At 73.8% G+C, this 26302-nt stretch carries 22 protein-coding genes and 1 tRNA gene; 12 read left to right on the plus strand and 11 right to left on the minus strand.

Annotation, left to right across the window (positions count from 1 at the left end; all coding sequences use genetic code 11):
• Positions 1 to 53: 53 nt before the first annotated feature.
• Positions 54 to 797 carry a YaaA family protein gene (locus EIW28_RS21920; RefSeq protein ID WP_125249847.1) on the minus strand — a complete coding sequence of 248 codons (744 nt, stop codon included), beginning with the start codon at positions 795 to 797 and terminating at the stop codon, positions 54 to 56.
• A gap of 440 nt (positions 798 to 1237) precedes the next feature.
• Between EIW28_RS21920 and EIW28_RS21925 the strand changes: the two genes are divergently transcribed.
• Positions 1238 to 1310: transfer RNA gene (locus EIW28_RS21925), tRNA-Lys, on the plus strand.
• A gap of 325 nt (positions 1311 to 1635) precedes the next feature.
• Positions 1636 to 1851, plus strand: coding sequence for a hypothetical protein (locus tag EIW28_RS21930; RefSeq protein ID WP_125249848.1), 216 nt, complete (start codon positions 1636 to 1638; stop codon positions 1849 to 1851).
• Positions 1852 to 1946: 95 nt separating this feature from the next.
• Here the strand turns inward: EIW28_RS21930 and EIW28_RS21935 are convergent, their stop codons facing one another.
• The 3 genes from EIW28_RS21935 to acs form a co-directional block, all read right to left on the minus strand.
• Positions 1947 to 3089 (minus strand): amidohydrolase, encoded by a 1143-nt coding sequence (locus EIW28_RS21935; protein WP_125249849.1) that lies wholly within the window; start codon positions 3087 to 3089, stop codon positions 1947 to 1949.
• Between the two features lie 210 nt (positions 3090 to 3299).
• Positions 3300 to 4220, minus strand: a complete 921-nt coding sequence (locus tag EIW28_RS21940; RefSeq protein ID WP_125249850.1) for an alpha/beta fold hydrolase — start codon at positions 4218 to 4220, stop codon at positions 3300 to 3302.
• Between the two features lie 66 nt (positions 4221 to 4286).
• Positions 4287 to 6245 (minus strand): acetate--CoA ligase, encoded by a 1959-nt coding sequence (gene acs / locus EIW28_RS21945; protein ID WP_125249851.1) that lies wholly within the window; start codon positions 6243 to 6245, stop codon positions 4287 to 4289.
• A gap of 317 nt (positions 6246 to 6562) precedes the next feature.
• On the opposite strand from acs, the gene EIW28_RS21950 reads away from it, so the two are divergent.
• Positions 6563 to 7315 carry an oxidoreductase gene (locus EIW28_RS21950; RefSeq protein ID WP_125249852.1) on the plus strand — a complete coding sequence of 251 codons (753 nt, stop codon included), beginning with the start codon at positions 6563 to 6565 and terminating at the stop codon, positions 7313 to 7315.
• Here EIW28_RS21950 and EIW28_RS24395 read toward each other — a convergent pair.
• From EIW28_RS24395 to mqnE, 3 genes are read right to left on the minus strand one after another with little or no spacing between them, the layout of a single operon-like run.
• A complete protein-coding gene (locus tag EIW28_RS24395; protein ID WP_158630499.1) occupies positions 7312 to 7557 on the minus strand; it encodes a DUF4229 domain-containing protein in 246 nt (81 codons plus the stop codon). The genes EIW28_RS21950 and EIW28_RS24395 overlap by 4 nt on opposite strands.
• The gene (locus EIW28_RS24400; RefSeq protein ID WP_158630500.1) at positions 7554 to 7955 is read right to left on the minus strand and encodes a hypothetical protein; all 402 of its coding nucleotides are present in this window, start codon (positions 7953 to 7955) and stop codon (positions 7554 to 7556) included. Before EIW28_RS24400 ends, EIW28_RS24395 begins: the two co-directional genes overlap by 4 nt.
• The gene (gene mqnE / locus EIW28_RS21960; RefSeq protein ID WP_125249854.1) at positions 7955 to 9130 is read right to left on the minus strand and encodes an aminofutalosine synthase MqnE; all 1176 of its coding nucleotides are present in this window, start codon (positions 9128 to 9130) and stop codon (positions 7955 to 7957) included. The genes EIW28_RS24400 and mqnE overlap by 1 nt, the downstream gene beginning before the upstream one ends.
• A 310-nt stretch (positions 9131 to 9440) precedes the next feature.
• On the opposite strand from mqnE, the gene EIW28_RS21965 reads away from it, so the two are divergent.
• The 6 genes from EIW28_RS21965 to mqnC all read left to right on the plus strand — a co-directional run bounded on the left by EIW28_RS21965 (position 9441) and on the right by mqnC (position 16895).
• Positions 9441 to 10820 (plus strand): C40 family peptidase, encoded by a 1380-nt coding sequence (locus EIW28_RS21965; protein ID WP_125249855.1) that lies wholly within the window; start codon positions 9441 to 9443, stop codon positions 10818 to 10820.
• Positions 10821 to 11040: 220 nt separating this feature from the next.
• Entirely contained in the window at positions 11041 to 13416 is a 2376-nt protein-coding gene (locus EIW28_RS25505) for a hypothetical protein (RefSeq protein WP_125249856.1), read from the plus strand.
• 151 nt (positions 13417 to 13567) lie between these two features.
• Entirely contained in the window at positions 13568 to 13870 is a 303-nt protein-coding gene (locus tag EIW28_RS21975; protein WP_125249857.1) for an HPr family phosphocarrier protein, read from the plus strand.
• A 76-nt stretch (positions 13871 to 13946) separates the two neighbouring features.
• The gene (locus EIW28_RS21980) at positions 13947 to 14798 is read left to right on the plus strand and encodes a menaquinone biosynthetic enzyme MqnA/MqnD family protein (RefSeq protein WP_197717417.1); all 852 of its coding nucleotides are present in this window, start codon (positions 13947 to 13949) and stop codon (positions 14796 to 14798) included.
• 73 nt (positions 14799 to 14871) lie between these two features.
• Positions 14872 to 15642 (plus strand): FAD-binding oxidoreductase, encoded by a 771-nt coding sequence (locus tag EIW28_RS21985; protein WP_125249859.1) that lies wholly within the window; start codon positions 14872 to 14874, stop codon positions 15640 to 15642.
• Positions 15643 to 15743: 101 nt separating this feature from the next.
• Positions 15744 to 16895: a cyclic dehypoxanthinyl futalosine synthase gene (gene mqnC, locus EIW28_RS21990; RefSeq protein ID WP_125249860.1), complete on the plus strand. Its 1152-nt coding sequence runs from the start codon at positions 15744 to 15746 to the stop codon at positions 16893 to 16895.
• 62 nt (positions 16896 to 16957) lie between these two features.
• Here mqnC and EIW28_RS21995 read toward each other — a convergent pair whose 3' ends face one another.
• The 4 genes from EIW28_RS21995 to EIW28_RS22010 all read right to left on the minus strand — a co-directional run bounded on the left by EIW28_RS21995 (position 16958) and on the right by EIW28_RS22010 (position 22094).
• Positions 16958 to 18193, minus strand: a complete 1236-nt coding sequence (locus EIW28_RS21995) for a trypsin-like serine peptidase (RefSeq protein WP_125249861.1) — start codon at positions 18191 to 18193, stop codon at positions 16958 to 16960.
• Between the two features lie 87 nt (positions 18194 to 18280).
• Positions 18281 to 20092 carry a potassium channel family protein gene (locus EIW28_RS22000; protein WP_125249862.1) on the minus strand — a complete coding sequence of 604 codons (1812 nt, stop codon included), beginning with the start codon at positions 20090 to 20092 and terminating at the stop codon, positions 18281 to 18283.
• A gap of 62 nt (positions 20093 to 20154) precedes the next feature.
• Entirely contained in the window at positions 20155 to 21180 is a 1026-nt protein-coding gene (locus tag EIW28_RS22005; protein ID WP_125249863.1) for a GNAT family N-acetyltransferase, read from the minus strand.
• A gap of 71 nt (positions 21181 to 21251) precedes the next feature.
• Positions 21252 to 22094, minus strand: coding sequence for a lytic transglycosylase domain-containing protein (locus EIW28_RS22010; protein WP_125249864.1), 843 nt, complete (start codon positions 22092 to 22094; stop codon positions 21252 to 21254).
• 547 nt (positions 22095 to 22641) lie between these two features.
• Here EIW28_RS22010 and EIW28_RS22015 point away from each other — a divergent pair.
• From EIW28_RS22015 to EIW28_RS22025, 3 genes are read left to right on the plus strand one after another with little or no spacing between them, the layout of a single operon-like run.
• Positions 22642 to 24345: an adenylate/guanylate cyclase domain-containing protein gene (locus EIW28_RS22015; protein WP_158630501.1), complete on the plus strand. Its 1704-nt coding sequence runs from the start codon at positions 22642 to 22644 to the stop codon at positions 24343 to 24345.
• Positions 24342 to 25646, plus strand: a complete 1305-nt coding sequence (gene hemL / locus EIW28_RS22020) for a glutamate-1-semialdehyde 2,1-aminomutase (protein WP_125249866.1) — start codon at positions 24342 to 24344, stop codon at positions 25644 to 25646. The genes EIW28_RS22015 and hemL overlap by 4 nt, the downstream gene beginning before the upstream one ends.
• The gene (locus EIW28_RS22025) at positions 25643 to 26296 is read left to right on the plus strand and encodes a histidine phosphatase family protein (protein ID WP_125249867.1); all 654 of its coding nucleotides are present in this window, start codon (positions 25643 to 25645) and stop codon (positions 26294 to 26296) included. The genes hemL and EIW28_RS22025 overlap by 4 nt, the downstream gene beginning before the upstream one ends.
• Positions 26297 to 26302: the final 6 nt, after the last annotated feature.

Raw genomic sequence — 26302 nt, forward strand, 5'->3', positions numbered from 1 at the left:
AGGGGCGGCGCGGGCGAAAGCCCGAGCCGCCCCTCGCATATCCAGCCCCGCGGTCAGGCGCTCACGATGTCGAGGAGCCACGGCTTGGAGCGGGTCGCGGGCTCGGAGAGCTCGACCTTCCAGCCCTGGCCGGCGAGGAAGTCGCCCAGGTCGGCCGCGGATTCGGGGCGGGCGCCGCCGGCGAGGAGGGCCCGGGCGACTTCGCCGCGCGTCGCCTTCGCCATGTGGGTGACGACGCTGCGCCTGCCGTCGGCGTCCTCCTTGAACACGCGCACCGACACACCGCGGTCCTTCGGGCCCCACACCTGCGCATACGCGCCCGAGCGGAGGTCCACGACGAGCTCGTCGCGCGCGCCGAGCACCTCGGCCACGGCCGGGCGCCACAGCTTCGCGAGCGGCTCGGTGTCGGGCAGCCGCGCGCTCATCGGCATCCGGTACGGCGGCACCCGGTCGGACGGGCGCAGCAGCCCCCACAGCGGCGACGCGATGAGGACCTGCTCCCCGTCCGGCAGGTCGCCGAGACCGAGCCGGTCGTACAGGACGCCGTTGTAGAGCTCCCAGGCCGCGAGGGTCGGCGCGCTGCGCAGCGCACGGTTGGCCTGGACGTAATGCCGCTGCGACGCAGGGAGTTTCAGCGTCTGCGCAGCCGTCTCCTCGTCGGCGCACAGCTCGACGAGCCGGTCGACCAGGAGTTCGCGGATGGGGTTCAGCGCCGGAGAGGAGAGTCGCCCGAGGTCGAGGGACGGACCGTCCCCCTGGACGGCCTTCCCCTCTGACGGCGGCAGCAGTATGAGCACAGCAGGCGAGTCTACCTGCCCGTCCGCCTGGTGCCGCCGGGGCCGCACCAGCGCGCCCCGCCGGTCGGGTTTTCACCCGACCGGGGGTGCACGGGCCCTAGGCGATCCGCTATAGTACATATGTTCGATTCAAGCGGGAGCGGGCCCGCCCCCACCGAGGGCCACGTGTGACGTGCGAATCGAATAGGCGCGGCGGCGGTTCTCCGCGACTGCCGCCGCGCCGTCCACAGCGGCGGAGCCGAGCCCACACCGCCCGCCGCGGGTTCCACCGCCACCGGCCCGGCGGTGGAGCTTGCCCGGAAGCCGGTGATCCGGCCGCGGCCCATGCGAAACCTGCACCCCTGTCATGCTGCACCACCCCTCCGACAATCCGAGTGCCCCAGACCATCCCGGGCCCGCCACCTGCGCCCCGTCCTCTCTGATGCGGTAAGGTCCCCGGTGGGTCTATAGCTCAATTGGCAGAGCTGCGGACTTTTAATCCGTAGGTTGTGGGTTCGAGTCCCACTGGACCCACGTTCGGGACCGCTCCGATCGGCTTTGCCGTTCGGGGCGGTTTTTCGTCGGGCGGCGCGGTCGGGGAGCGGTCGCCGGCGGGACGTCTGGACGGTGCCGGGCTGGGGGTCCGCTGTTGTGGCGCATGGGTTCCGGGGTTGGTGTGACCTGGCGCTCGATCGGCACCTTGGTGTTCACAATGGTTGCCCGAGGGTTTCCTGGGGCGTAATGAGCCGGTGACACCGGCCGGTCAGAGTTGAGCGCGAGGCCCGGGGGGATCGGAAACCGGCCTCATGCCGCACCGGCGCGGCACGCATCTCGCATCACCGCCCGGAAGGAAACACCCATGGACCCGTACGCGTTCCTCGCAGTGCAGCTGATCAAGTCCGAGGCCGGCTCGGCCCTGCCCGACGCCCCGGTCGTTCCCGACCGGCCGTCGCTCATGGACCGGATCGTCGGCGGCTTCGCCGCCGCCCGCCACGGCTTCCTCGCCCGCGAACTGCGGGTGCGGGGCGAAGCCGCGGTCCTGCCCACGCGAGCCGAAGTCCGCCGGGCCGCCTAGGTCCGCACAGCGAAAGGGCCGGAGAGCCGCAGCTCTCCGGCCCCGTCCGCGTCCGGGGCGGCGGCCGCAGCCTCCGCGGCGGCCGTCCCGGGCCCTCAGCTCACCTGGACGCCGTCGATGTACGCGCGCTCCACCGTCGAGTAGTAGTCGAGCGGGTCTCCCGACCACACGCAGAAGTCCGCGTCCTTGCCCGCCTCGAGCGAGCCCAGCCGGTCGGCGACGCCGAGCACCTCGGCCGGGTGGATCGTGACGGCCCGCAGCGCGGTCTCGCGGTCCAGGCCCGCCTTCACGCACTCCATGACCTGCACGATCAGGTACTGGATCGGGACCACCGGGTGGTCGGTCATGATCACGAGCTTCACGCCCGCCTCGGCCATCCGCACCGCGTTCTCCGGGAACCGCTTCGCGGTCTCGACCTTCGCGCGGGCGGTCAGCAGCGGCCCGAACAGGACCGGGATCTCCTTCTCCGCCAAGACGTCCGCGAGCAGGTGCGCCTCGGTGCCGTGGTCGAGCACGAGGTCGTACCCGAACTCGTCCGCGACGCGGATCGCGGTCGCGATGTCGTCGGCCCGGTGGCAGTGCTGCCGCCACGGGATCTCGCGGTCGAGGACCCGCACGAGGTTCTCGAGTTTCAGGTCCCGGTCGGGGCGCTCGGCGGCCCGGTGCTTCTCGGCGGCCACGAACGCCGACCGGAGCACGCCCGCGGTCCCCATGCGCGTCTTCGGGGTCTGGCCCTTCTCGCCGTACACGCGCTTCGGGTTCTCGCCCAGCGCCGACTTGATGCCGGCGGGGGAGCGGACCACGAGATCGTCGACGCGGACGCTCCCGGCGGTCTTCACGACCACGCACTCGCCGCCGATGACGTTCCCCGACCCCGGGTTGATGCACGCGGTGAGCACGCCCCCGCGGAGCGCGTCGGCGAAACCGGCCTCGGCCGGGTTGATGCCGTCCAGGGCCCGCACGTGCGCGGTGTTCGGGTCGGTCATCTCGTTCGTGTCGTCGCCGGCCCAGCCCTCGCCGGTCTCGTGGACGCCCAGGTGCGTGTGGGCGTCGATGAGGCCCGGCATGATCCACTTGCCGGTCGCGTCGACCGCCTCGACGCCCGCGGGCACCGGGAGGTCCGGTCCGCCGACGGCGCTGATGCGGCCGTCCTCGACGATGACGACGCCCTGCTCGATCGGAGCCGACGTGATGGGGAGGATCGTCGCGCCCTGGAGCGCGAACGCGGCATGGGACATGGACCCGCCTTCGGTTCGACAGCAGCTTGCCGCGTCAATCCTGCCCCAACGGCTAGCCGGTCGGCTAGTTGTCCGCCGAATTGTGACCGCGGCTCACCCGGCCAAAGGCCCCGAGCGCCCGCCTCGAGGGCCCGCCCGCGCGGATCTGCGGGACGCTCCTCGTCCCGGCGGCGCTCAGGCCGGCAGGGCCCGGGCCCGCCGGTCGCCCGCTCACGACGCCCAGCGGATGATCTCCTTCGTCACGACCTCCGGCGCCTCCTGCTGCGGGAAGTGCCCCACCCCGTCCAGGAGCTTCCACTCGTACCGCCCGTGCACGTACCGGCCCGAGCCCTGCGCCGTCCGCGGCAGCACGCACGAGTCGAGCGCCCCGTGCAGCTGGAGCGTCGGCACCGTCGTGGGCCGCTGGAGCAGCTTCACGAACCGCCGCCCCGCCAGGCCCAGCGACGTCCGGAACGGCCACCGGAACGCCTCCAGCGCGCAGAACGCGGCCTGCGGGATCTGGATGACGTCCCGGCACGCCCGCACGTACTCCTGGAAGTCCCGCGACCCCCGCCAGCCCGGGCCCGACCACGAGTACATCAAATCCGCCACCTTCCTTGCGTCCCAAGCGGTCAGCTTGTGCTCGTAGCGGGGCATCTGGAACGCGAACAGGTGCCGGGACGCCGACAGCTGCCCCTTCGGGTCCACCGCGAGCGCCGCGCGCTGGCGCAGCGGGTGCGCCGCGCCGAGGACCACCAGCGACTTGAACTGCCTGGGGTGGAACGCGGCCGCCGCGAACGCGAGGATGCCGCCGAGGTCGTGCCCGACCACGGTCGCCTCGCGCTCGCCGAGGGCCCGCACGAGCCCCACGACGTCCGCGGCCATCGTGTACGCGTCGTACCCGGTCGGCGGCTTGTCGGAGGCGCCGTAGCCGCGCAGGTCGGCGGCGACGATGCGGAACCCGGCGTCGGCGAGCGCGGGCATCTGGTGCCGCCACGCCCACCAGAACTCGGGGAAGCCGTGCAGGAGCAGGATCAGGGGGCCCTCTCCGTACTCGGCCACGTGGAAGCGCGAGCCGTTGGCGTCGACTTGCCGGTGCGTCCAGGGGCCCGGCTTCAGGGCGGCGCTGTCGGCGAAGGTCTTGCGGTTCACGCGCACAGCGTACGAGGTCGGGCCCGCGCGGCGCGGACCCGACCTCGTCACGGGGTGCTCACGGCCTCAGTCCTCTTTGCCCGCCTGGAGGCCGGACTTGATGCGGCTCATGACGGTGTTGTCGGCGAGGGTGGTGACGTCGCCGATCTCGCGGTCCTCGGCGATGTCGCGCAGGAGCCGGCGCATGATCTTGCCCGAGCGGGTCTTCGGCAGCTCCGCGACGACGATGACCTGGCGGGGCTTCGCGATGGGCCCCAAGGTCTTTGCGACGTGCGCGCGCAGCTCCGCGAGGTGCTCGGGGCTCGACTCGGCCTGCCCGCGCAGGATCACGAACGCGACGATGCCCTGGCCCGTCACCGGGTCCGAGGCCCCGACGACCGCGGCCTCGGCGACGGTCTCGTGGCTGACGAGCGCCGACTCGACCTCGGTCGTGGAGATGTTGTGGCCGGAGACGAGCATGATGTCGTCGACGCGGCCGAGGAGCCACAGGTCGCCGTCGTCGTCCTTCTTCGCGCCGTCGCCGGCGAAGTACATGCCGTCGAAGTGCGCCCAGTACGTGTCGAGGAAGCGCTGGTCGTCGCCCCAGATGGTGCGGAGCATCGACGGCCACGGCTCGCGGATGGTGAGGAACCCGCCGCCGCCGTTCGGCACCGACTCGCCCTGCTCGTCCACGACGTCCACGTTGATGCCCGGGAGCGGCCGCTGCGCCGAGCCCGGCTTCGTCGCGGTGACGCCCGGCAGCGGCGACACCATGATCGCGCCGGTCTCGGTCTGCCACCACGTGTCCACGACGGGGACGCTGCCGCCGCCGATGTGCTCGCGGTACCAGATCCACGCCTCGGGGTTGATCGGCTCGCCGACCGAGCCGAGGACGCGCAGGCTCGACAGGTCGTACCGCGCGGGGATGTCGTCGCCCCACTTCATGAACGTGCGGATCGCCGTCGGCGCGGTGTACAGGATCGTCACCCCGTACTTCTGGACGATCTCCCAGAACCGGCCGGTGTGCGGCGTGTCCGGGGTGCCCTCGTACATGACCTGCGTGGCGCCGTTCGACATGGGGCCGTAGACGATGTACGAGTGCCCGGTGACCCAGCCGATGTCGGCGGTGCACCAGTACACGTCGGTCTCGGGCTTGAGGTCGAACACGGCGTGGTGCGTGTACGACGCCTGCGTCAGGTACCCGCCGGAGGTGTGCAGGATGCCCTTCGGCTTGCCCGTGGTCCCCGAGGTGTACAGGATGAACAGCGGGTGCTCGGCGTCGAACGCCTGCGCCTCGTGCTCGGCGGCGGCGCCGCCGACGGCGTCCTCCCACTTCACGTCGCGGTCGTTCCAGCCGACGTCCTGCCCGGTGCGGGTGACCACCAGGACCTTCTCGACCGACGGGCACGACTCGAGGGCCTCGTCCACCGTGGGCTTGAGCGCGAGGGGCCTGCCCTTGCGGAAGCCGCCGTCGGCGCAGATCACGAGCTTCGCGCCCGCGTCCTGGATGCGGCTGGACAGGGCGCTCACGCTGAAGCCGCCGAACACGACCGAGTGGGGGGCGCCGATGCGCGCGCACGCGAGCATCGCGACCGCGGCCTCGGGGATCATCGGCATGTAGATGACCACTCGGTCCCCGGCCTCCACGCCCAGGTCGGTGAGCGCGTTCGCGGCCCGCTTGACCTCGTCGAGGAGTTCGGCGTACGTGACGGCGCGGGTGTCGCCGGGCTCGCCTTCGAAGTGGATCGCGACCCGGTCGCCCAGGCCGTTCGCGACGTGCCGGTCGAGGCAGTTCGCTGCGACGTTCAACTCGCCCCCCGTGAACCACTTCGCGAACGGCGGGTCGTCCCAGTCCAGGACCCGGTCCCAGTCCTTCGACCAGTCGAGTCGGCGGGCCTGCCGCTCCCAGAACGCCAGGCGGTCGGCGGCGGCTTCGTCGTAGGCGGCCGCGGTGACGTTCGCCGACTTCGAGAACTCGGGGGACGGCGGGAAGGTCCGCTCCTCCGACAGGAGGTTGGCAAGCGTCTCTTGCGGGGTATCAGCCACGGGTATTGGCTCCTTACAGATCTACGCGCCGATGCGCGACTGTGAGGCGGGTCTATGCCGCGTAACACTACCGCGAACCGGCCGACACGGAACGTGCGCCGCGGTCGGCTCCGGCATCTGGGAACCTCCTGCGCCGAACGGCCCGCGAGCGGCCGCCGAGCGGTCGGATTCGTTCGTCTCGGGGACCCAGGAGCGCCGATTCGGGAGGTATCGTCGGACCGGTGCACGAGTGCGACGACCGCCGTCGACCTGTGACTGCCCTCTAGCCCGCCCGGTGCGCCGTTTGCGTGCTCCGCACTAAAGGTAAGGTTCCGCCCGTGGATCCTCTCGCGCCTCTCCTCGAACTCTCCGAGGTCGCCGACGCCCTTGAGAACGCCAGAGCCAACGTCGACCGGATGCTCTGGCACGAGGCCCTGCGCGGCGGCGAGGCGCTCGTGGAGGCCGAGGTCGCCCTGCACAGCGCCTCCGCGACCCTGGCGCTCGACGGGTACGACTGCGACGTGGAGCGGCTGCGCGCCGGCGACTTCGACGACCCGGTCGTCTCCGGCGTCCTCGCCGTCACCGAGGCCCTGCCGTCCCTCGCGGACGTCTGGCCCGTCTCGCCCCGGTACGTCCTCGCGAAGCTCCACCTGCTCGCCACCCGCGACCTGCCCGACGCCGGCGTCGACTTCGAGCCCGGCCGCATCGAGGTCGACGAGTCCGGGTCGGCCCGCATCAACGCCCTGTGCGCCCTGGTCACCAACCCCACCAAGGAGATCCCGGCTGCGATGGCCGCCGCCGTCGTCCACGGCGAGCTCCTGTCGGTGCGCCCGTTCCCGGTCGCGAACAACGTGGTCGCCCGCGCGGCCGCGCGCCTCGCGCTGGCCTCCAAGGGCCTCGACCCGAAGCTGCTCATCACCGTGGACGCCGGGCACCTCGAGCGCCAGCCGGAGTACGTGGGCGCGCAGCGCGCCTGGTCGACCGGCACGCCCGACGGCGTCCGGTCCTGGCTCAAGCACTACGGCAAGGCCCTGGAGGCGGGCGCGGCCGAGACGCTCCAGATCTGCTCGGAGCTGATGAAGGACGCCTAGGCGTCGTCCCCGGCGAGCTCGGCCCGCAGCTGCCGCTTCTCCTCGCGGCGGCGCCTGGACGCCGCGTCGATGTGGTCGATCATGGCCATCTGCTGCCTGCGCAGCAGCGTGAACCCGATGACCAGGGACGCGAGCAGGCCGATCGCGAGCGCGTTCAGCACGTTCAGGAAGAACATGAGCGGCACGGCGACGACCGCGATGATCGCGAGGCGGCTCAGGAAGTACTTGGCGATCGGGTTCATGCGACCCGTTCCTCTCCGTAGGCGCGGGCCCCGGCGTACCACAGGGGCGCGTAGACGAGTGCGGCGGTGAGCCCGGCGAGGCCGCCGGTGAGCATCGGCGGCCAGGTCGGCGGCAGCAGGACGCCGACGGCGATCCCGGCGCCGAGGCCGAGGACGACGCCGGCGAGCATGACGCCCCAGCGGGCCGCGCCGCCGTAGCGCCGGAACTGCTCGGTGTACGCCCACACGGTCGGCAGCGCGGCGATCCACCCGGAGGTCTCGCCGAAGGGCCGCCCGCTGGGGAGCACGAACAGCAGGTCGATGACGGCGAGCACGACCGCGCCCATGACGAAGTACGCCAGGACCGTGCCGACGAGCTGCGCGAGCGTCACCGGGCCCTGCGGCGCCGCCTCGGCCACTAGAACGTCACCGACTGGGGCTCGGCGCGGCGCTCGGCGATCGTCTGGGGGCCGTCGTACTCGCGCACGACCTCGTAGCGGGTGTTGCGCTCGACGGGCTGGAAGCCGGCGTCGCGGATGAGCTCGAGGAGGTCGTCGCGGGTCATCTTGTCGGGGGTGCCGTAGTCGTCGGCGTCGTGGGTGATCTTGTACTCCACGACCGAGCCGTCGAGGTCGTCGGCGCCGAAGGAGAGCGACAGCTGCGCGACGTCGAGGCCGTGCATGACCCAGAAGCACTTGACGTGGTCGAAGTTGTCGAGCAGGAGCCGCGAGACGGCGAAGACCTTGAGCGACTCGGCCGGGCTCGCCATAGTGGTGCGGGCCTGGAGCCGGTTGCGGATCTTGCCGTCCTTGGAGTCGTGGAAGTCGTGCTGGTAGCGCAGGGGGATGAACACGGCGAAGCCGCCGGTCTCGTCCTGGAGCTCGCGCAGGCGCAGCACGTGGTCGACGCGGTGGCGGGGCTCCTCGATGTGGCCGTACAGCATCGTGGCGGGGGTGCGCAGGCCCTTGGCGTGGGCGAGGCGGTGGATGCGCGACCAGTCCTCCCAGTGGCAGTCGTGGTCGACGATGTGCTGGCGGACCTCCCAGTCGAAGATCTCGGCGCCGCCGCCGGTGAGCGACTCGAGGCCGGCCTCGATGAGCTCGTCGAGGATCTCGTCGGCGGTCAGGCCGGAGATCTTCTCGAACCACTGGACCTCGGTGGCGGTGAACGCCTTCAGGTTCACCTCGGGGAGGGTCTCCTTGAGCGCCTTGAGGACCCGCGGGTAGTAGCGCCACGGGAGCGTCGGGTGGAGGCCATTGACGATGTGGAGCTCGGTGGGGGCGTCGCCGCGCATCTGCTCGGCGAGGGCCACGGCCTGCTCGACGCGCATCGTGTACGCGTCGGCCTCGCCGGGCTTGCGCTGGAAGGAGCAGTACGCGCAGGAGGCGGAGCACACGTTGGTGAGGTTCAGGTGCCGGTTGACGTTGAACATGGTCCGCTCGCCGTTCTTGGCGGTGCGCACCCCGTGCGCGAGGCGGCCGAGCCAGGCGAGGTCGTCGACCTCGTACAGCCCCACGCCGTCCTCGAAGGTCAGCCGCTCGCCGGCCGCGAGCTTCTCCTCGATACCGGCCTTGAACTTCGCGTTGCCGTCCATGGCGCTCCCAACGTTGTCGGTTCCCCGCCAGCGTAGCGCCGCGGCGACACCGCGGCCGCCGCGCACGCGGCGCGTGTGAGGCCGTGAACGCGCGGGGCCGCGCCGGGGGACCCGGGTCCGCGGGCCCGGCGAACGTGAACGGAGCGTCCCGGCAATTCGGACACCGGGAGGCCCCCCGAATCAATGTTCCGCGCCGGGTCCGACATCCCGTGTCGCCCAACACGATCCGTGCTCACGAGCAACCTCGGACGCGAGAGTTGCGTGTATTCGGTACAGTATCCGTGGCCTCCCCCACAGAAGGACACCTCACATGCGCGTTTCACGGTTCGGTGCCCGCATGATCGCCGCCGCCGGTGCGGCGGCCGTCGTCTTCGGCGGGGCGCTCCCCGCGTTCGCCCAGCCGGGCGTCACCGTCCCCGACGACGGCGGCCGGCCCCTCGGCGGCGCGGGCGACGACACCCCGGTCACCAACCCCGAGACGGCCGACGGCCCGCTCGGCGACCAGATCGCGGCCGCGCAGATCGAGCTCGCGCAGCTCGCCGAGGACACCACGGCCGCCCAGGAGGAGTGGCTCGCGCGCGAGACCCGCCTCGCCGACGCCCAGACCGCGTGGACCGCGACCACCGGCGAGCTCGAGGCCGCGCAGTCCGCGCTCGACCACGCCGCCGGAGAGGCCTACGCCGACACCGCCGGCGTCCCCGACACCGAGCTCCCCGACCTGTCCGGGCTCGCGCCGCTCGGCGGCGAATGGGACCTGCCCGCGCTCTCGGCCGACCTCGACGAGGCCGCGACCGCCGAGTCCGTGGCGCGCGCCGCCTACGACGCCGCCGTCCTCTCCGCCGACCGCGCCGAGAGCCGCTACCTGGCGCTCGACACCGAGTTCGACGCCGCCCAGACCGACCTGAACGAGCTCATCGCCGACAACCGCGAGGCCCTGGAGCAGCTCGAGCGCGAGCGCGAGGCCGCCGCGGCCGACTACTCCGGCGACTTCTCCTCCGAGGTCGACGGCTGGGACGCCGCCCCCGAGGCGAAGAAGGCCGTCGAGTACGCGCTCGCGCAGCTCGGCGACCCGTACCTGTGGGGCGCCGAGGGCCCCGACGCCTTCGACTGCTCCGGCCTGGTCCAGTCCGCGTACGCGTACGCGGGCGTGAGCCTGCCGCGCGTGGCGGCCGACCAGTACAACGCGACCCGCGACAAGCCGGTCGACGTCGAGAAGCTCCTCCCCGGCGACCTCCTGTACTGGTGGGACGACCCGGGCAACTGGCAGTCGGTCTACCACACCGGCATGTACCTGGGCGACGGCAAGATGATCCAGGCGCCCCGCTCCGGCGACGTGGTGAAGATCAGCTCGATCTGGTTCGAGAACTTCGCGGGCGCGCACCGCGTCGTGGACGCGGTCCAGACCGACCCCGACGCCGAGGACCCGACGCAGACGCCCGGCGGCGAGGACCCCACGACCCCCGACGACGACCCGACGACCACGCCGGACGACGACCCGACCACGACCCCGGACGACGACCCCACGTCCGAGGACCCGGACCCGACGCCGACCACCGAGGAGCCCTCGGAGACGCCGTCGCCGACCCCGTCCGCGAGCGCGCAGACCCCCACCGAGGACGAGGGCGAGTCGCCCGCCGACTCGACGTCCGACACGGCCGCGGGCATCCTGACGCGCCAGACCGAGGCGTGAGCGGCATCGCCCACGGACGCGGCCGGACCGCCGCCGGCCGCACCCCCGCGCGGTGCGGGAGCGTGCGCGGCGACGCCCCCCCGCCGCCCTTGCGGCGGCGGCGAACCGGGTGTGCGCCATCGCCGAGTAGTGGGAACGCGTGCACGGGCCGCGACCAGTTGATGGCACGATGGATACCGAGGTGCCCGATTGACGACGCTCCAGCCCCGAGGAGGCTTCCGTGGACGGAAACAGCTGTAGCTCCTGCGGCCAGCGACTGACGTCCGGGCAGCGCCGCTGCCCCCAGTGCGGCGCCCCCCTGCCGCCCCCGATCGGGGGCTTCCCGGCGGAGCCGCAGTACCCGCCGCCGGCGTCCTACGGGGCGCCGTCCTACGGCACGCCGTCGTACGCGCCTCCCGGTGCGCCCCAGGCGTACGGCGCGGCCGCCGTGCCCCAGTACGCCCCGCCCGGCGAGCCCCAGGGCCACGCCGCGCCCCCGGAGCCCCAGTACGCGCCGCCGGGCGCCTACCAGCCGACCGCGCCCCCGAACCAGGGCTACGCGGCGGTGCCGCCCCCGAACCAGCCGCCGTACGGCGCCCCGCAGCAGCAGTGGGGTCAGCCCGCGCAGGGCTCGGCCGCCGTGCCGCAGCACGGCCAGGCCGCGGTCCCGCAGTACGGCTCGGCCCCCGTCCAGCCGCCGCAGCCGCCCGCGTACGGGGCCGCGCAGGTCCCGCCGCCCCACCCGCAGGCGCCGCAGCACCAGGGCCAGTACCCGCCCTACCAGCCGCCGCAGCCGCCCCCGCCGTCCTACCAGTCGGCGCCCCAGTACCCGCCGCCGTACCAGTCGTCGCAGTCGCTGCCGCCGGTCGCGGCCGCCCCGCCGACCGTGCCGCCGGTGTCCCCGCCGCAGTCGTTCGCGGCCCCGCCCGCGGCCCCGCAGTACTCGGAGCCGTCCTCGCCGGTGACCGGCGCGCCCTTCGCGGCCCCGAGCGGCGGATTCAGCCTGCCCTCGTCCGAGCCGGGCGTGTTCGCCCCGCCCGGGACGCCCGCCGCGCCCGACCTGCCGCCGCCGGCCCCCGACGGCACCCAGATCCTGCGCCGCCAGCCGGCCGTCCCGCCCGCGGAGGCGCCGTTCGCCGACCCGGGCCCCACCGCGCCCGCCGTCCCCGAGTCCGCGATGCCCGGGTTCAGCGTGCCGTCCTCGTCCAGCTCGAGCCCCGGTGCCGCGTACGCGCCGCCCACGCCGTTCAGCGTCCCCGACGCCGCCCCGGCCGCCCCGGGCGCGTCCTTCGCCGCACCGCCCCCGGCCCCGCCGGCCGAGCCCGCCGCGTCCCCGTTCGCGCTGCCCGACCCCGAGCCGGCCGAGCCCGCAGTGTCGTTCAGCAGCCCCGCGTTCAGCAGCCCCGCGTTCAGCGTGCCCTCGGCCGAGCCCGAGGCCCCGGGCGCGTCGTTCGCCGCGCCGCCCGCGTTCAGCCTCCCCGGCGAGACCGCGCCCCCGGCCCCGCCCGCCGCGCCCGAGCCGCCCGCGGCGGCCGCGCCCGCCCCGGCGGCGCCCGTCACCGCCGAGGAGGACGACGACGAGGACGCCGCCTGGGACACCCTCCCCGACCCGGAGGAGCCCGACGACGACGCCGAGCTCTCCGCCGACGACGAGGACGTCCTCGCGGGACTCGGCGACGACGTCCCCGGCGAGTCCCTGCCGCCGGCCCCGCCCGGCTCGCCCGGCCTCGCCGAGGACGGCGAGGAGCCCGAGAGCGTCGTCGAGCCCGTGCTCGAGGAGGCCCTCGCCCAGGCCGCGGTCGTCGACGCCCCGAGCCCCGGCGCCGACCTCGTCGAGGCCGCCGACGCCGCGGCCGACGTCGCCGAAGCGGTCGGCGTGCCCGTGCCCGACGTCCCCGAGCCCGCGATCGACCTCGGCGCCGACGCGTTCGGCGAGGCCGAGCAGGCCGCCGCGGCCGCCCCGCCGGCCCTCGAGGACGGCGCCACCGTCAACGAGCGCACCGCCGAGCCCGTCGCCGAACCCACGCCGCCCCAGCCCACGCCGCCGCAGCCCGTGCCCGACCCGGTGCCGCCGGTCCCGATGCCGGAGCCGGCCCCGATCCCGCAACCGGAGCCGGTCCCGCACCCCGAGCCGACCCCGCCGCAGCGCCCCGACCCGGCCCCCGCGCCGCCGCCGGTGCCCGACCCCGAGCCGGTCCCGCGCCCCGAGCCCGCGCCGCCGCCCGCGTTCCTCGCGGCCGACAGCCCGTTCTCCGACGCCGCCCCGCTCGACTTCGAGACCCCCGAGCCGACGCCCGCCGCGGCCGAGCCCGAGCCGCCCGCCGAGCCGACCCCGCCGAGCGGGGCCCCCGAAGAGGGCCCCGCCACCGAGGCCGAATCGTCGCGCAGGACGATCGTGAACGCGCCCGACATCAGCCTCTTCGAGGAGCCGACCACGAAGACCGGCGCGCAGAAGCTCGCGCCCGCCTCCTGGCCGCCGCCCGAGGAGGACGGCTTCCGGCCCGGCCGCGCCCGCGTCCGCAACCTCCTCGACCGCTCCGAGCTGCCCGAGCACATCCCGCTCCCGCGCCCCACCGTCTACGGCGCCAAGCCCGAGGCCGGCGACGACCAGGGCTGACCGCTCTGTCCCGGTCCCCGCTGCAATAGCCCGAAAACGCGCCCGCCGTCCCCGCGGCCGGTCCATCCTGGTGCAGGAGGGCCGCCGCGGCGGCCCCGCGGCGGCGGGCCATCCGGCCCGGGCGCCGCAGAACCGGGGGAGGGTGAGCAGCATGGCCGAGCGCCGTGTGAAAGTGACCACAGAGGTCGGCATCCAGGCGCGGCCCGCGACGGTCTTCGTCGAGACGGCCGCGCAGGCGCCGGGCGAGGTGTCGATCGCGAAGACCGGAGGCGAGCGGCACGACGCCAAGTCGATCCTCCAGGTCCTCGTGCTCGACGTGCGCCCCGGCGACGAGATCGTCCTGACCGGCGACGACGAGGACGTCCTCGACCGCCTCGCCGGACTCGTCACCGCCGAGGCCGACGCCGAGCCCGCCGAGGGCGGCAAGGACCTCGCCGACATCGACGAGCGCTGATCCGGCCGTGACGCCGGCGACGCCGCCCCCCTCTCGGGACGGTCCTAAGACTCAGAGGGGGGATACCGTCGGGACTGTGAACCACGCGCGACGCCCGAGGGTCGGCCACATCGCCTTCCTCAACTGCATGCCCATCTACTGGGGACTGGCCCGCACGGGCGCGCTGCTCGAGTTCGACCTCCGCCGCGGCGCCCCCGACGAGCTCAGCCGCCTCCTCGTCGAAGGCGGCCTCGACATCGGACCGATCACCCTCGTCGAATACCTCCGCCACCGCGACGACCTGCTCCTCATCCCCGACCCCGCCGTCGCCGCCGACGGCCCCGTCCTCAGCGTCAACCTCGTCTCCAAGACCCCCCTCGCCGACCTCCCCGCCGAACCCCGCGTCTCCCTCGCCTCCTTCTCCCGCACCGGCGTCCTCCTCGGCCGGATGCTCCTCGAGGAGCGGTACGGCCGCCGGCCCGCCTACCAGGTCACGCCGCCCGACCCCGAGACCGCGCTCGCCGGCGCCGACGCGGCCGTCCTCATCGGCGACGAGGCCCTCCGCGTCCACCACGACCCCCGGGGCCGCCACGTCCTCGACCTCGCCGCCGCCTGGAAGGACTGGACCGGCCTGCCCATGGTCTTCGCCGTCTGGGCCGTGCGCCGCGACTACGCCGAGGCCCACCCCGGGCTCGTCAAGGACGTCCACCTCGCGTTCCGCGAGTCCGTACGCCTCAGCCGCGAGGAGATCGGCGCCGTCGTCGCCTCCGCCGCCCGCTGGGAGCCCTTCGCGCCCGCCGCGCTCGCCGAGTACTTCGACCGGCTCCAGTTCGGCCTCAGTGAGCGCCACCTCGCCGGCCTGCGGGAATTCGCCTCCCGCGCCGTCCGTTACACGGAAGTGAAGGACCTTTCGCCCGAAGGGCCCGAATTCTTCGACAGCGAGGTCTGACCCGGCCCCTGACCGGAACGACCGCAAGCCCGGCGCGCCCGCGCCGCCGACCGAGACAGGGAAGGACCGCCCCGTGGCCATCGAGCTGAAGCAGCCCCGCAAGTCCCGCCCGGCGTGGCACAAGCTCACCGTCAGCGCCGTCCGCCCCCTCACCGCCGACGCCGTCGAGGTCACCCTCGCCGTCCCCGAGCACCTGCGGCCCGCGTTCGACTTCAAGCCCGGCCAGCACCTCACGTTCCAGCGCGTCGAACCCGACGGGTCCGAGGTCCGCCGCTCCTACTCGCTCGCCTCCACGCCGCGCGAACTCGCCGAGCGCGGCACCCTGCGCCTGGGCATCCGCTCGATCCCGAAGGGCTCCTTCTCCGGGTACGCGAACCGGCGGCTCCTGCCCGGCGACGTCCTCGAAGTCCTCCCGCCGCTCGGGCACTTCTGCACCGACATCCGGCCCGACCGCCACTACGGCTCCGTCGTCGCCGGCTCCGGGATCACCCCGATCATCGCGATCGCCACCGCCGCCCTCGAAGCGGGCGCCACGGTCACGCTCCTGTACTCCAACCGCACCGAGGACAGCACCATGTTCGCCGCCGAGCTGCGCGAACTCGAACGCGCCCACGGCGACCGGCTCCGCCTCCACCACATCCGCACCCGCGCCGACGGCCCCACGCCGCTGCTCACCGGCCGCCTCACCCCCGAGCGCCTCCGGGAGGTCCTCGGCGCCGTCGTCGACCCGCGCGAGGTCGACGAGTGGTTCCTGTGCGGCCCGTACGAGATGGTCCTCGGCGTCAAGGAGGTCCTCGAGGCCGCCGGGACCGGCGAGATCCACACCGAGCTCTACACCGTCTGACCGCGGCGGCCCCGGGCCCGCGGCGGACCGGGGGGTAACCCACGAGTCAATCCGCTCGGCCGCACTGTCCCGCAGGGCCCCGGGGCGGATACGCTTCGTGCATGGCCGAGATTGACGAGGTCCTCGCCCGCGCCGCCGACGGCGGCGCCATCAGCGCCGAGGAAGCCCTGCTGCTCTACACCGACGCGCCCTTCCACCCCCTCGCCGAGGCCGCCGACGCGGCCCGGCGCCGCGTCATCGGCGACAACATCGTCACCTACATCATCGACCGGAACATCAACTACACGAACGTGTGCGTCACGGCGTGCAGGTTCTGCGCCTTCTACCGCGCCCCCAAGCACGAGGAGGGGTGGGCGCACCCGATGGAGGAGGTCCTGCGCCGCTGCGGCGAGGCCGTCGGCCTCGGCGCCACGCAGGTGATGCTCCAGGGCGGGCACCACCCCGACTTCGGCGTCGAGTACTACGAGGAGCTGTTCTCCTCGGTCAAGCGCGAGTACCCGCAGCTCATGATCCACTCGATCGGGCCCTCCGAGATCGCGCACATGGCGAAGGTCTCCGGCGTCGAGATCGCCGAGGCGATCCGCCGCATCAAGGCCGCCGGGCTCGACTCGATCGCGGGTGCCGGCGCCGAGATGCTCCCGGCCCGCCCGCGCACCGCGCTCGCGCCGCTCAAGGAGTCGGGCGAGCGCTGGCTGGAGATCATGGAGGGCGCGCACCTCCAGGGCCTCGAATCGACCGCGACGATGATGATGGGCACCGGCGAGACCGCGGCCGAGCGGATCGAGCACCTGCGGATGATCCGCGACGTGCAGGACCGCACCGGCGGGTTCCGCTCGTTCATCCCGTGGACGTACCAGCCCGAGAACAACCACCTCAAGGGCCGCACCCAGGCGACGACCCTGGAGTACCTGCGGCTGCTGGCGACCGCGCGGCTGTTCTTCCACAACGTGAAGCACCTCCAGTCGTCGTGGCTGACGACCGGGAAGGCCTCGGGCCAGCTGAGCCTCCACCTCGGCGTCGACGACCTCGGCTCGATCATGCTGGAGGAGAACGTGATCTCCTCGGCCGGCGCCCGCCACCAGTCGCGCCTCTCCGAGCTCATCGGCCTCATCCGCTCCGCCGACCGCGTCCCGGCCCAGCGGAACACGCTGTACGAGCGCATGTCCGTCCACTGGACCCCCGCGGACGACCCGACCGACGACCGCATCCGCTCCCACTTCTCGACGATCGTCGCCGAGCTCCAGGTGAAGTGAACGGCGGCGGCGCGGACCGTCGGGTCCGCGCCGCCGCCGTTTCGCGAGTCCCGGGGCGGGGACTAGATCAGGTGGCCGATCTCGGTGCGGATCAGCTGGGCGTTCACGCCCGAGTTCGGGCAGCCGCCGAAGTGGTGCAGGGCCACGACCTCGTGCGTGTCGCGGGAGAGCACGGGGGAGCCGGACGAGCCGAACTCGGTGTCGCAGTAGTAGGACACGTCGCTGCCGGCCACGTAGCCGTCGTAGACCGCGTTCTTCACCACGCAGTTGCCGCCGTCCACCGAGGACTCCATCGCGATCTCGGTGGGCCGGCCCGCCGGGTGCTGCGGGATGTAGATCGCCTCGCCCGCCTTCGCGGCGCGGTCGGCGAGCTCGAGGTGCCCGAACTGGTCGATCCGCTCGAAGTCGTCCACGGTGAACAGCGTGTAGTCGAGGGGCTTCGACGTCTTCAGGACCTGCTCGCCGGCGACCTTCACGGGGATGTTCGCCGTGTCGTTCCCGCACGCGACGCAGTCGTAGCCGAACCACACCTCGGTCTGCTTCGCCTCCCACGTCTCGGTGAAGCAGTGGTGGTTCGTCAGGAGCCGGTTGCCCTCCCCGACGCGGAACGCCGTGCACAGCACCGTCCCGTCGATGAGCAGGCGCGCCACCGGGTCCGCGTGCTCGACCTCCTCCGGGTACGAGCTCCGGTAGCAGGCCGAGGGCCGCTTCTCGTCGCCCGAGCAGACGCTCTCCTCCGGCCGCGCCCGGTCCGCCCTGTCCTCCGCGAGCGCGTCCACGACGTCGGCCGCGAACCCGTAGGCGGCCCGGTCGATGAGCACGCCGAGCGCGTCCGAGACCGGGGACGACTCGGCGCGATGCAGCTCCACGACCGCGGTGTCGCCGGTGATCGAGGTCGCCCACCGGTCGACCGCGGACTCCTCGTACCGGTACGACTCGGTCCCCTCGGGGTTCGACACCGTCACCGCGTCGCCCGCGTCGAGCAGCAGCCGCTCGAAGTGGACCTTCACGTAGGAGGCGCCGGGCTCCGACACCGTCACCGCCTCCGTCTCGCCATACGTCAGCGACTCGGTGAGCTCCCTGACCTCGCCGACGTCGACCAGGCCCAGGAGGGCGTCGTCGACCGGGAGGATCTCGGCGGCCCCGTCGAGGATCTCGGTGACCGGGTCGTCGGCGAACGCCGCCGGCACCACCACCGCCGCGCCCCCCAGAGCCAGCGCCCCGGCGGTCGCCGCCAGGACCGCCTTGCGGCGCTTCCGCCTCCCGCTGTGATCCGGTGTCCGCTCGCTCGCCGCCACTGCCGGCCCCTTCCGTGAGAGATGTGTCCACGGTTGAAACGAGCGAGCGGCCCGGAGGTTGCGCGGCGTCCCGCGAACCGGGGAGCGTCACACGGCGCGCTCTCCGGCGCCGGTCCGGCGCGGTCCGGCCGCCGCGGGTCCGGGCGCGCGGCAGTAGGCGCGGACCTCGTTGAGGCCCTTGCGGGTGACGAGGACGAGCAGCGTGTCCCCGTGGGCGATCTGGAAGCCCGCGTCGGGGTTCCACCGGATGCCGCCGGTCTCGCGCCGGACCGCGAGCAGCCGGTGCGAGCCGGGCACGGTCGCCCGGTGCGCGGGCACGTCGTCGAGCCACGCGCCCTCCTCGACGGTCACTTCGGCGATGTACGCGATCTGGCCGCGCACCGGGATCGTCTCCAGGATCTCGTCGTCGGTGAGCTCGCGCGCGAACGAGCCGGCCGCGACCTGCGGCGCGCTGTACGAGGAGTGCTGCGACGCCTCGTGGAGGGACCGCCCCTTGTTCAGGTTGCGGCGGATGAGGGACGCGAACTCGGGGTTGTAGATCCGCATGACCGTCCGCAGGTCCGGTTTGCACTCCAGCCCGGACAGGGCCGTCTCGAGGTTCGCCGAGTCCTGCTTCGCCATCGCCACCAGCGACCGCGAGTACTTGACCTCGGCCTCCTGGAGCGTCTCGGGCCGGCTCGCGTCGCCCAGGAGCACCTGCGCCCCGGCGGCCCGGGCGGCGCGCACCCCGATCGCGTCGCGGTCCTTCTCGATGGCGACGACCGGCACGCGGCGCTCGCGCAGCGTCTCCACGACGCGGGTCCCCATGTTGCCCAGGCCGACGACGATGACGTGGTCGCGCACGGCCCGCACCATGCGGCCCTCGGCGAGCGCGTACCGGCGCTCGACGACGGCCTGCACGATCGCACCGGTGACGACCGGGATGAGCAGGGCCCCGGAGACGACCACGACGACGTGCGTCAGGCGCAGCTCCCAGTGGTCGGTCGTGTCGGGGTCGGCGCCGCCGGCGGCCATCATCGCGAGCATGTACAGCGCGTCCCAGAAGTCGCCGCCGACCTCGCGGTTCGCGTTCAGGCTGTTGACGGTGAGGAGCGTGGTGAGGCCGCCGAGCATGACGGCCATGAGGGCGGCCGCGGCCACCCACAGGCCCTTGCTGAACGTGCGCCGCAGCGTGTGCAGCGACTGCCGGAACCACTGCGCGACCTTCTCGGCCGCGGGCCTGACCCAGCGGCGGGCGGCCTCGGGTTCGAGGCACAGGAGCCGGACGGCCTCGTCGGCGTCGTCGGGGAGCATGTCGACGCCGAACTCGTTGCCGGTGGCGACGACCCACTGGGCCTGGGCGCGCGGGTCGGCGGCGCGCGCGAGGTAGAGGCGGCGGCCCCAGATGTCGATGTCGCCGGGCGGGATCTGCTCGAGGGCGGCGGCCGCGTAGGTGCGGGCGACCATGTCGGCGTCGGACTTGACGAAGACGCCGTCGTCGCCGAGGAGCTTCTGCATGTGGTCGCGCAGGCCGCGGTTGTACATGCGGATGACGAGCCGGGGGAGGGTCTCGTCGCCGAGGTAGTGGGACATCTCGCGGATCTGGAGGGCGAGGTGGAGGTTGCCGACGTCGTCCTGGTCCATGAGGGCGACGGCGTACGCGTCGGTGAGCCCGGCCTCGCGGATGGTGTCGGCGTCGACGTGCGGGGTCTCCAGGACGGAGAGGCGCCGGTTCTCCTGGGCGGTGTGGCGGATCTCGTCGCGCTGGCCGCCGGGGCCGGCGGGGATGACGGCGATGACGTGGAACGCGAAGTTGTCGATGAGGTTCTTGATGAATCTGAGGGTGAGTCCGTTGTCGCCCACGACGATCACGCGACGGTCGGGGCGCACGTCCTCGAGCCTGGCCTGCCGGGGGTGCATGACGCTCAGTGTATTGAAGATTCGCAAGCGGTTGCGGCCCCGAGCGGCCGGGAGGCGCCGGTTCAGCCCTTGCGGGTGAGGCGGGCGAGGAGCTTGTCGACGTCGGCTTCGTAGTCGTACCAGTCGACGTCGTGGACGAAGCCGAGTTCGCCGTTGACCCAGCGGACGTCGTCGGCGGTGTCGAGGGTCCAGGTCTGGACGTCGACGAGCTGCGGTTCGGCGCGGCGCAGCTCGGTGAGGAGGCGGGCCTTCATGGTCATGGCGAGCCCGTAGGAGCGGTGGGCGGGGGCCACGACGGTGTCGTACTGGTCGGCGCGGGTGGGGCGCTGCGCGGAGACGACGAGCTCGGTGAGGCCGACGACGTTCCCGTACGGTTCGGCGATCGCGACGGCGATGTGGGACCGCATGCCGCGGCGGGCGAGGGTCTGGAAGGAGTCGCGCAGGGCCGGGGCGTAGGCCGAGCCGCGCCATTCGGGCACGAACGCGACGTTCCCGGGCGCGGAGCGCAGGTTGGCCTTGACGTCGGCGTAGGAGTCGAGGAGCCGGTCGGGGACGCCGCCGGCGTGGTATTCGAGCCGGTACCCGGCGGCGAGGCGCCCGGCGGCGTGCTCGATCTTCTCCCAGTCGATGTCGGCCCAGCGCAGGAGGTGGCGCTGCTCGACCGCGGAGCGCGCGAAGCCGTGCCGGTCGTAGAAGCCGACGGCGGGCGTGGTGGCGATGACCTCGACGCACAGGGTCCGGCAGCCGCCGGCCTTCGCGCACTCGGCGACGGCGCGCAGCAGGCGGGTGCCGACGCCCTTGCCGCGCGCGGACGGCCGGGTGGACATCTCGACGACGCCGGTGCCGGCCTGCTCGCCCCCGAACAGGATGAGGCTGGCGTGGCCGACGAGGTCGCCGTCGGCGTCGCGGTCGAGGAAGAGGCAGCGGCGGTCCTCGGGCAGGGTCGCGGTGAGGTACTCGCGGAGCGCGTCGGTGCGCCAGCGCGGCTCGGCGGGCATGTCGGCGGCGGTCATGTCGTTGAGCACCGAGCACCAGTCGCGGAGGTCGTCGTCCGTCATCTCGCCGGGAGCGAGCTGCTTCAGGGGCATCTCTTATCCTTACCCGAAATCGTCACCGAACGGAACCCCCGGCTCACGGATTGCAGCGATCGGGGGCCCGGTCAGGCGGTGCTCGCCCGGCCGTACTGGTCGGCGCGGTCGAACACCTTCTGCACGTAGTCGTCCCTGGGGTTGTAGGAGTGGACGGCGGCCTGCCAGCCGGCCGGGGTCGTCAGGTCGCGGTCGCCGTGGCAGAGGTAGTTCGCGGCGGCGGTGACGGCGTCGTCGATGTCGTCGGGGTTGAACACGCCGTCCTTGTCGCCGTCGGCCTTCCAGGCCTCCCATGTGCTGGGGAGGAACTGCATGGGGCCCATCTCGTCGTAGCCCGAGCCCCGGATGGGGGTGACGGTGGTGCCGTCGGACTGGATCCGGTTCCCGTTGGTGGTGCCGTGGGTGGTCTCGGTGGCGCCGATGCCGGCGAGGGTGGTCCAGGAGAGGTTGCAGCCGGGGTTCTCGACGGCGGAGACGAGCTCGGCGCGCCCGTAGGCGACGAGGGCCCGCTCGGGGATGCCGAGGTGGGCGAGGCTCCGGGCCCACGAGTCGAGGTCGGTGGCGCCGGCGGGCGTGGAGGCCGTGTCGTCGGGGGAGGCGGTGCCGACCTCCTCGATCGGGTCGGTCTCGGCGGGGAGGCCGGCGGCGGGGGCGTCCTCGGGGGTGAGGACGAGGGGGGCCTCCTCGGGTTCGGGGCTGGGCTCGGTGCCGAACGACCAGGCGGGCCCGGCGCTGGGGACCACGAGCCAGCCGGCGGCGAGCGCCCCGGCGACCGCGAGGGCCGTGAGCGCGGCCTGGACGCCCAGGCGTCCGGCCGGGGCCCGCAGGGCGCGGACGCAGGCGCGGGCGCCCCTGCCGGCGGCCTTGAGGGCGCGCCAGGGGAGGAGGGCGGTGCGGCGGAGGAGGTGCAGCACGGGAGCGGGTCGTCCTTTCTCGATCGCGGCGGCCCGATCGGGGGGCGGCGGCGCGGGGAGTGCGGCCGCCTGCGCCGAGCGCTCAGTATGCGCCCGGGCGCCGGCGGGTGCGCGGCGCCGCGGGGGGACCGGGATGAATGCGAGTATTCCCTAGTTTCGTTCCCGCGGGCAACGCCTGAGGGGCAACAATTCTGTCCGATGCCCGCTACCAGCGGGCCCTCGGATCGTTCCCTATATCGGATCGGTGGTTGCCACGAGCAAACCCGCGTCGAGAACGCCTCACGTCCGCGCGCAGGGCACGGAGACACGGCCGAGCGGACCGCATGCGGAGTGCCAGTTCCCATCACGGCAGGTAACCGACTGAGATGGGGGTGACACTGTGAGGCCGCTGGGCAATTGTGCCCGCGCACCAGCGCGCCACAGCCCGGCATACGGGGGCTGAACGAAAGTTGATCGACACGTGGATACGACTACGGCATCGCACGCCGCACTGACCTCCCTCTCGCTGCTTGGGAATGAGATATCGGCATATCGACACGAGTCCGATGTGGCCGGTGGATTCGCCGATCCCGGCGGCTCGTCCGGGCCGCGCCGGGCCCCGCTGCCCGCCGGCGACGTCACGTTCCTGTTCACCGACATCGAGGGCTCCACCCGCCTGGCCTCGGGCCTCGGCGCCGAGCGCTACCGGGTCGTCCTCCACCGCCACCGCGCCCTGGTCCGCGAGGTGCTGCGGGACGCCGGCGGCGTCGAGATCGACACCGAGGGCGACTCGTTCTTCGTGGCCTTCCACGACGCGGCCGCCGCCTGCCGCGCCGCGGTCGGGATACAGCTGGCCCTGCGCGGCTCCACATGGCCCGAACACGGCGGCGCGCCGCTGCGCCCGCGCGTCCGCATGGGACTGCACACCGGCGAGGCCTGGCCCTCCGCGGGCGGCTACGCCACCCCGGAGGTGCACCGGACCGCGCGGATCTGCTCGGCCGCGCACGGCGACCAGATCCTCGCCTCCGCCCGGTGCGCCGCCGCCGCGGGGCTGCCGCCGGACGCGGTGCGCCGCCTGGGCGACTTCGAACTGCGCGGCCTGCCCGGCGCGACCGAACTGGTCCAGCTCACCGCGCCGGGACTGCCCGAGGACTTCCCGCCGCCGCCGGCCCGCCCGCGCCGCCACAACCTGCCGCACCCGCTCAAGCCGCCGGTCGAGCGGCCCGACGACGCGCGCGAACTGGACCGGGCCTTCGCCGTCGGCCGCATGGTCGCCCTCAGCGGCCTCCCCGGCTGCGGCAAGACCACGTTCGCGCAGGACTGGGCCCGCAAGCGCCTCGCCTGCTACGAGCACGGCGTCTGGTACTGCCCGGCCGGACCCGACCTCGGCCGGGCCCTCCTGGACGCCCTCGACCTGCGCCCGGAGCCGCTGCGCGAACCGATGGGCACCGTCGCCGACCACCTCCGCGACCGCCGCGCCCTCCTCGTCGTCGACGGCGCCGACCGGCTCGGCGCCGACGGCCGCGGCGCCCTCCTCGCACTCCTGGAGACCTGCCCCGGCCTGCACCTCCTCGCGGTCGGCCGCCGGCCCCTGGACCTGCCCGGCGCCGTCAAGCGCGCCCTCGACCTGCCCGCGGGCGGCGTCGGCGCGGCGATGCTCGCCGGGTTCTGCGAGGACCGCGGCGCGCCCTGGACGGCCGGCGACTGCCGCGGCCTGGCCGCCGCCGTCGAGAACTTCCCGCCCGCGCTCCTCGCGCTCGCCGACCTCGTCGCGCTCGCCTCCCCGCAGGCCGCGCTGCGGCGCCTGCGCGACGACCCGGTCGCCGTCCTCGACGCCGGCGGGCGCTTCCGCGAGGCCATCGACGAGGCGGTCGCCGCGATCTCCGGCCCGGCCCGCGCGGTCCTGCTCGAACTCGCCGCCCGCGAGCACGGCGCGAGCGTCGACGAGGTCCTCCACCTGTGCCGGCAGCGCGACGGCAGCCTCGAGGCGCTCGTGGAGCTCGTCGACGCCGCGCTCGTCGTCATCGAGCGGCCCGCGATGGACCAGGCCGTGTACCGCGTCCCGGCCCCGCTGCGGTGGCTCCTCGGCGGCCCCGGCCCCGAGCCGGCGCCCGCGCCGCTCCCGGGCTTCGCCGAGCGCCTGGTCCACCCGGTCGCGTTCGACGCGCCGCGCCTGCGCGCGGTCGCCTTACCCGCCCGCGGCGGCGGGCTTCACGCCCGCCGCCGCCGCTCACGCGCGGCCCGCGCGGCGTGTGCGATGCTGAGGCCGTGACTGACAGGCAACGGGAACCGCTCGACCGCACCCGCTCGCAGGCCGCCGCCGCACGCGCCGCCCGCGTCATCCCCGGGGGCGTGAACTCGCCGGTCCGGGCCTTCCGCGGCGTCGGCGGGACCCCGGTGTTCATCGCGGAGGCCTCCGGCGCCCGCATGACCGACGTCGACGGCAACACCTACGTCGACCTCGTCGGCTCCTGGGGCCCGCTCATCCTCGGGCACGCCCACCCCGCCGTCGTCGACGCGCTCGCCGCGGCCGCCGCCCGCGGCACCTCGTACGGCGCGCCCACCGAGGCCGAGGTCGAGCTCGCCGAGCTCATCGTCGAGCGCACCCCGTGCGACATGGTCCGGCTCGTGTCCTCCGGCACCGAGGCCACCATGAGCGCCGTGCGCCTCGCCCGCGCCGCCACCGGCCGCGACAAGGTCGTCAAGTTCGCCGGCTGCTACCACGGCCACGCCGACTCCTTCCTCGCCGAGGCCGGCTCCGGCGTCGCCACGCTCGGCCACCCCGACTCGCCCGGCGTCCCCGCCGCGGCCGCCGCCGACACGATCGTCGTGCCCTACAACGACATCAACGCGGTCGAGGCCGCGTTCGCGAAGCACCCCGGGCAGATCGCCGCGGTCATCACCGAGGCCGTCCCCGGGAACATGGGCGCGATCGAGCCGCTCGACGGCTTCAACGAGAAGCTGTACGCCGTCGCGCGCGCCCGCGGCGCGCTCCTCATCTCCGACGAGGTCATGACCGGCTTCCGCGTCGGCCCCGGCGGCCTCGCCGCCCCCGCCGACCTGTACACGTACGGGAAGGTCATGGGCGGGGGCCTGCCCGCCGCCGCGTTCGGCGGCCGCGCCGACCTCATGTCGATGATCAGCCCCGCCGGGCCCGTCTACCAGGCCGGCACCCTCTCGGGCAACCCGCTCGCCGTCGCCGCCGGCCTCGCCACCCTGCGCCTGTGCGACGACGCCGTCTACCGCACCCTCGACGCCACGGCCGCCGAGCTCCAGCGCATGGCCGGCGCCGCCCTCGCCAAGGCCGGCGTCCCGCACTACGTCTCGGCGCCCTCGAACCTGTTCTCCGTGTTCTTCGCCGAGGGCCCCGTCACCGACTACACCGGCGCCCGGGCCCAGGACACCGCCGCGTACGGCGCGTTCTTCCACGCCATGCTCGAACACGGCGTCTACCTCCCGCCGAGCGCGTTCGAGTGCTGGTTCACCTCCGCGGCGATCGACGAGGATGCCCTGTCACACATCGAACAGGCCCTGCAACCGGCCGCCGGAGCCGCGGCTAAGGTGCGGTCATGAGCGGCACCAAGACCATCGTCCACCTGCTGCGCCACGGCGAGGTCCACAACCCGGAGGGACTCCTGTACGGGCGCCTCCCCGGCTACGGCCTGTCCGAGCTCGGCAGGGAGATGGCCCTCGCGGCCGCCGAGCGGCTCGCCGGGCGCGACGTCGTCCACGTCGGCTCCTCCCCGCTCCAGCGCGCCCAGGAGACCGCCGAGCCCGTCGCCGCCTCCCACCGCCTCCACGCCGTCACCTACGACGGCATCGTCGAGGCCGGGAACTCCTTCGAGGGCCTCAAGGTCGGCGTCGGCGACGGCGCCCTGCGCCACCCCCGCTACTGGTGGCGCCTGCGCGACCCCTTCCGCCCCTCCTGGGGCGAGGCGTACCTCGACATCGCCCGCCGCATGATGGACGCCCTCGACAAGGCCCGCGCCGCCGCCGACGGCTCCGAGGCCGTCCTCGTCTCGCACCAGCTGCCGATCTGGACGGTCCGCCGCTTCGCCGAGCGCAAGCGCCTCTGGCACGACCCGCGCAACCGCGAGTGCTCCCTCGCCTCGATCACCAGCTTCGTGTACGAAGGCGAATCCCTCACCCGCATCGAGTACTCCGAGCCGGCCGCGCACCTCGTGCTCAAGTCCGCGACCGCCAAGCGGGCCAAGGGCGCCTGACCATGG

The organism is Glycomyces terrestris (genome assembly GCF_003933745.1).
Classification (GTDB): domain Bacteria; phylum Actinomycetota; class Actinomycetes; order Mycobacteriales; family Micromonosporaceae; genus Glycomyces; species Glycomyces terrestris.

Excerpts from the sequence above, each read along its gene's own strand:
- EIW28_RS21965 (WP_125249855.1), top strand. The coding sequence starts at position 9,441 with ATGCGCGTTTCACGGTTCGGTGCCCGCATGATCGCCGCCGCCGGTGCG.
- mqnE (WP_125249854.1), bottom strand. The coding sequence starts at position 9,130 with ATGGACGGCAACGCGAAGTTCAAGGCCGGTATCGAGGAGAAGCTCGCG.
- EIW28_RS22000 (WP_125249862.1), bottom strand. The coding sequence starts at position 20,092 with ATGCACCCCCGGCAGGCCAGGCTCGAGGACGTGCGCCCCGACCGTCGC.
- EIW28_RS22025 (WP_125249867.1), top strand. The coding sequence starts at position 25,643 with ATGAGCGGCACCAAGACCATCGTCCACCTGCTGCGCCACGGCGAGGTC.
- EIW28_RS21935 (WP_125249849.1), bottom strand. The coding sequence starts at position 3,089 with ATGTCCCATGCCGCGTTCGCGCTCCAGGGCGCGACGATCCTCCCCATC.
- EIW28_RS22005 (WP_125249863.1), bottom strand. The coding sequence starts at position 21,180 with ATGCCCCTGAAGCAGCTCGCTCCCGGCGAGATGACGGACGACGACCTC.
- EIW28_RS21930 (WP_125249848.1), top strand. The coding sequence starts at position 1,636 with ATGGACCCGTACGCGTTCCTCGCAGTGCAGCTGATCAAGTCCGAGGCC.
- mqnC (WP_125249860.1), top strand. The coding sequence starts at position 15,744 with ATGGCCGAGATTGACGAGGTCCTCGCCCGCGCCGCCGACGGCGGCGCC.
- EIW28_RS21975 (WP_125249857.1), top strand. The coding sequence starts at position 13,568 with ATGGCCGAGCGCCGTGTGAAAGTGACCACAGAGGTCGGCATCCAGGCG.
- EIW28_RS24395 (WP_158630499.1), bottom strand. The coding sequence starts at position 7,557 with ATGAACCCGATCGCCAAGTACTTCCTGAGCCGCCTCGCGATCATCGCG.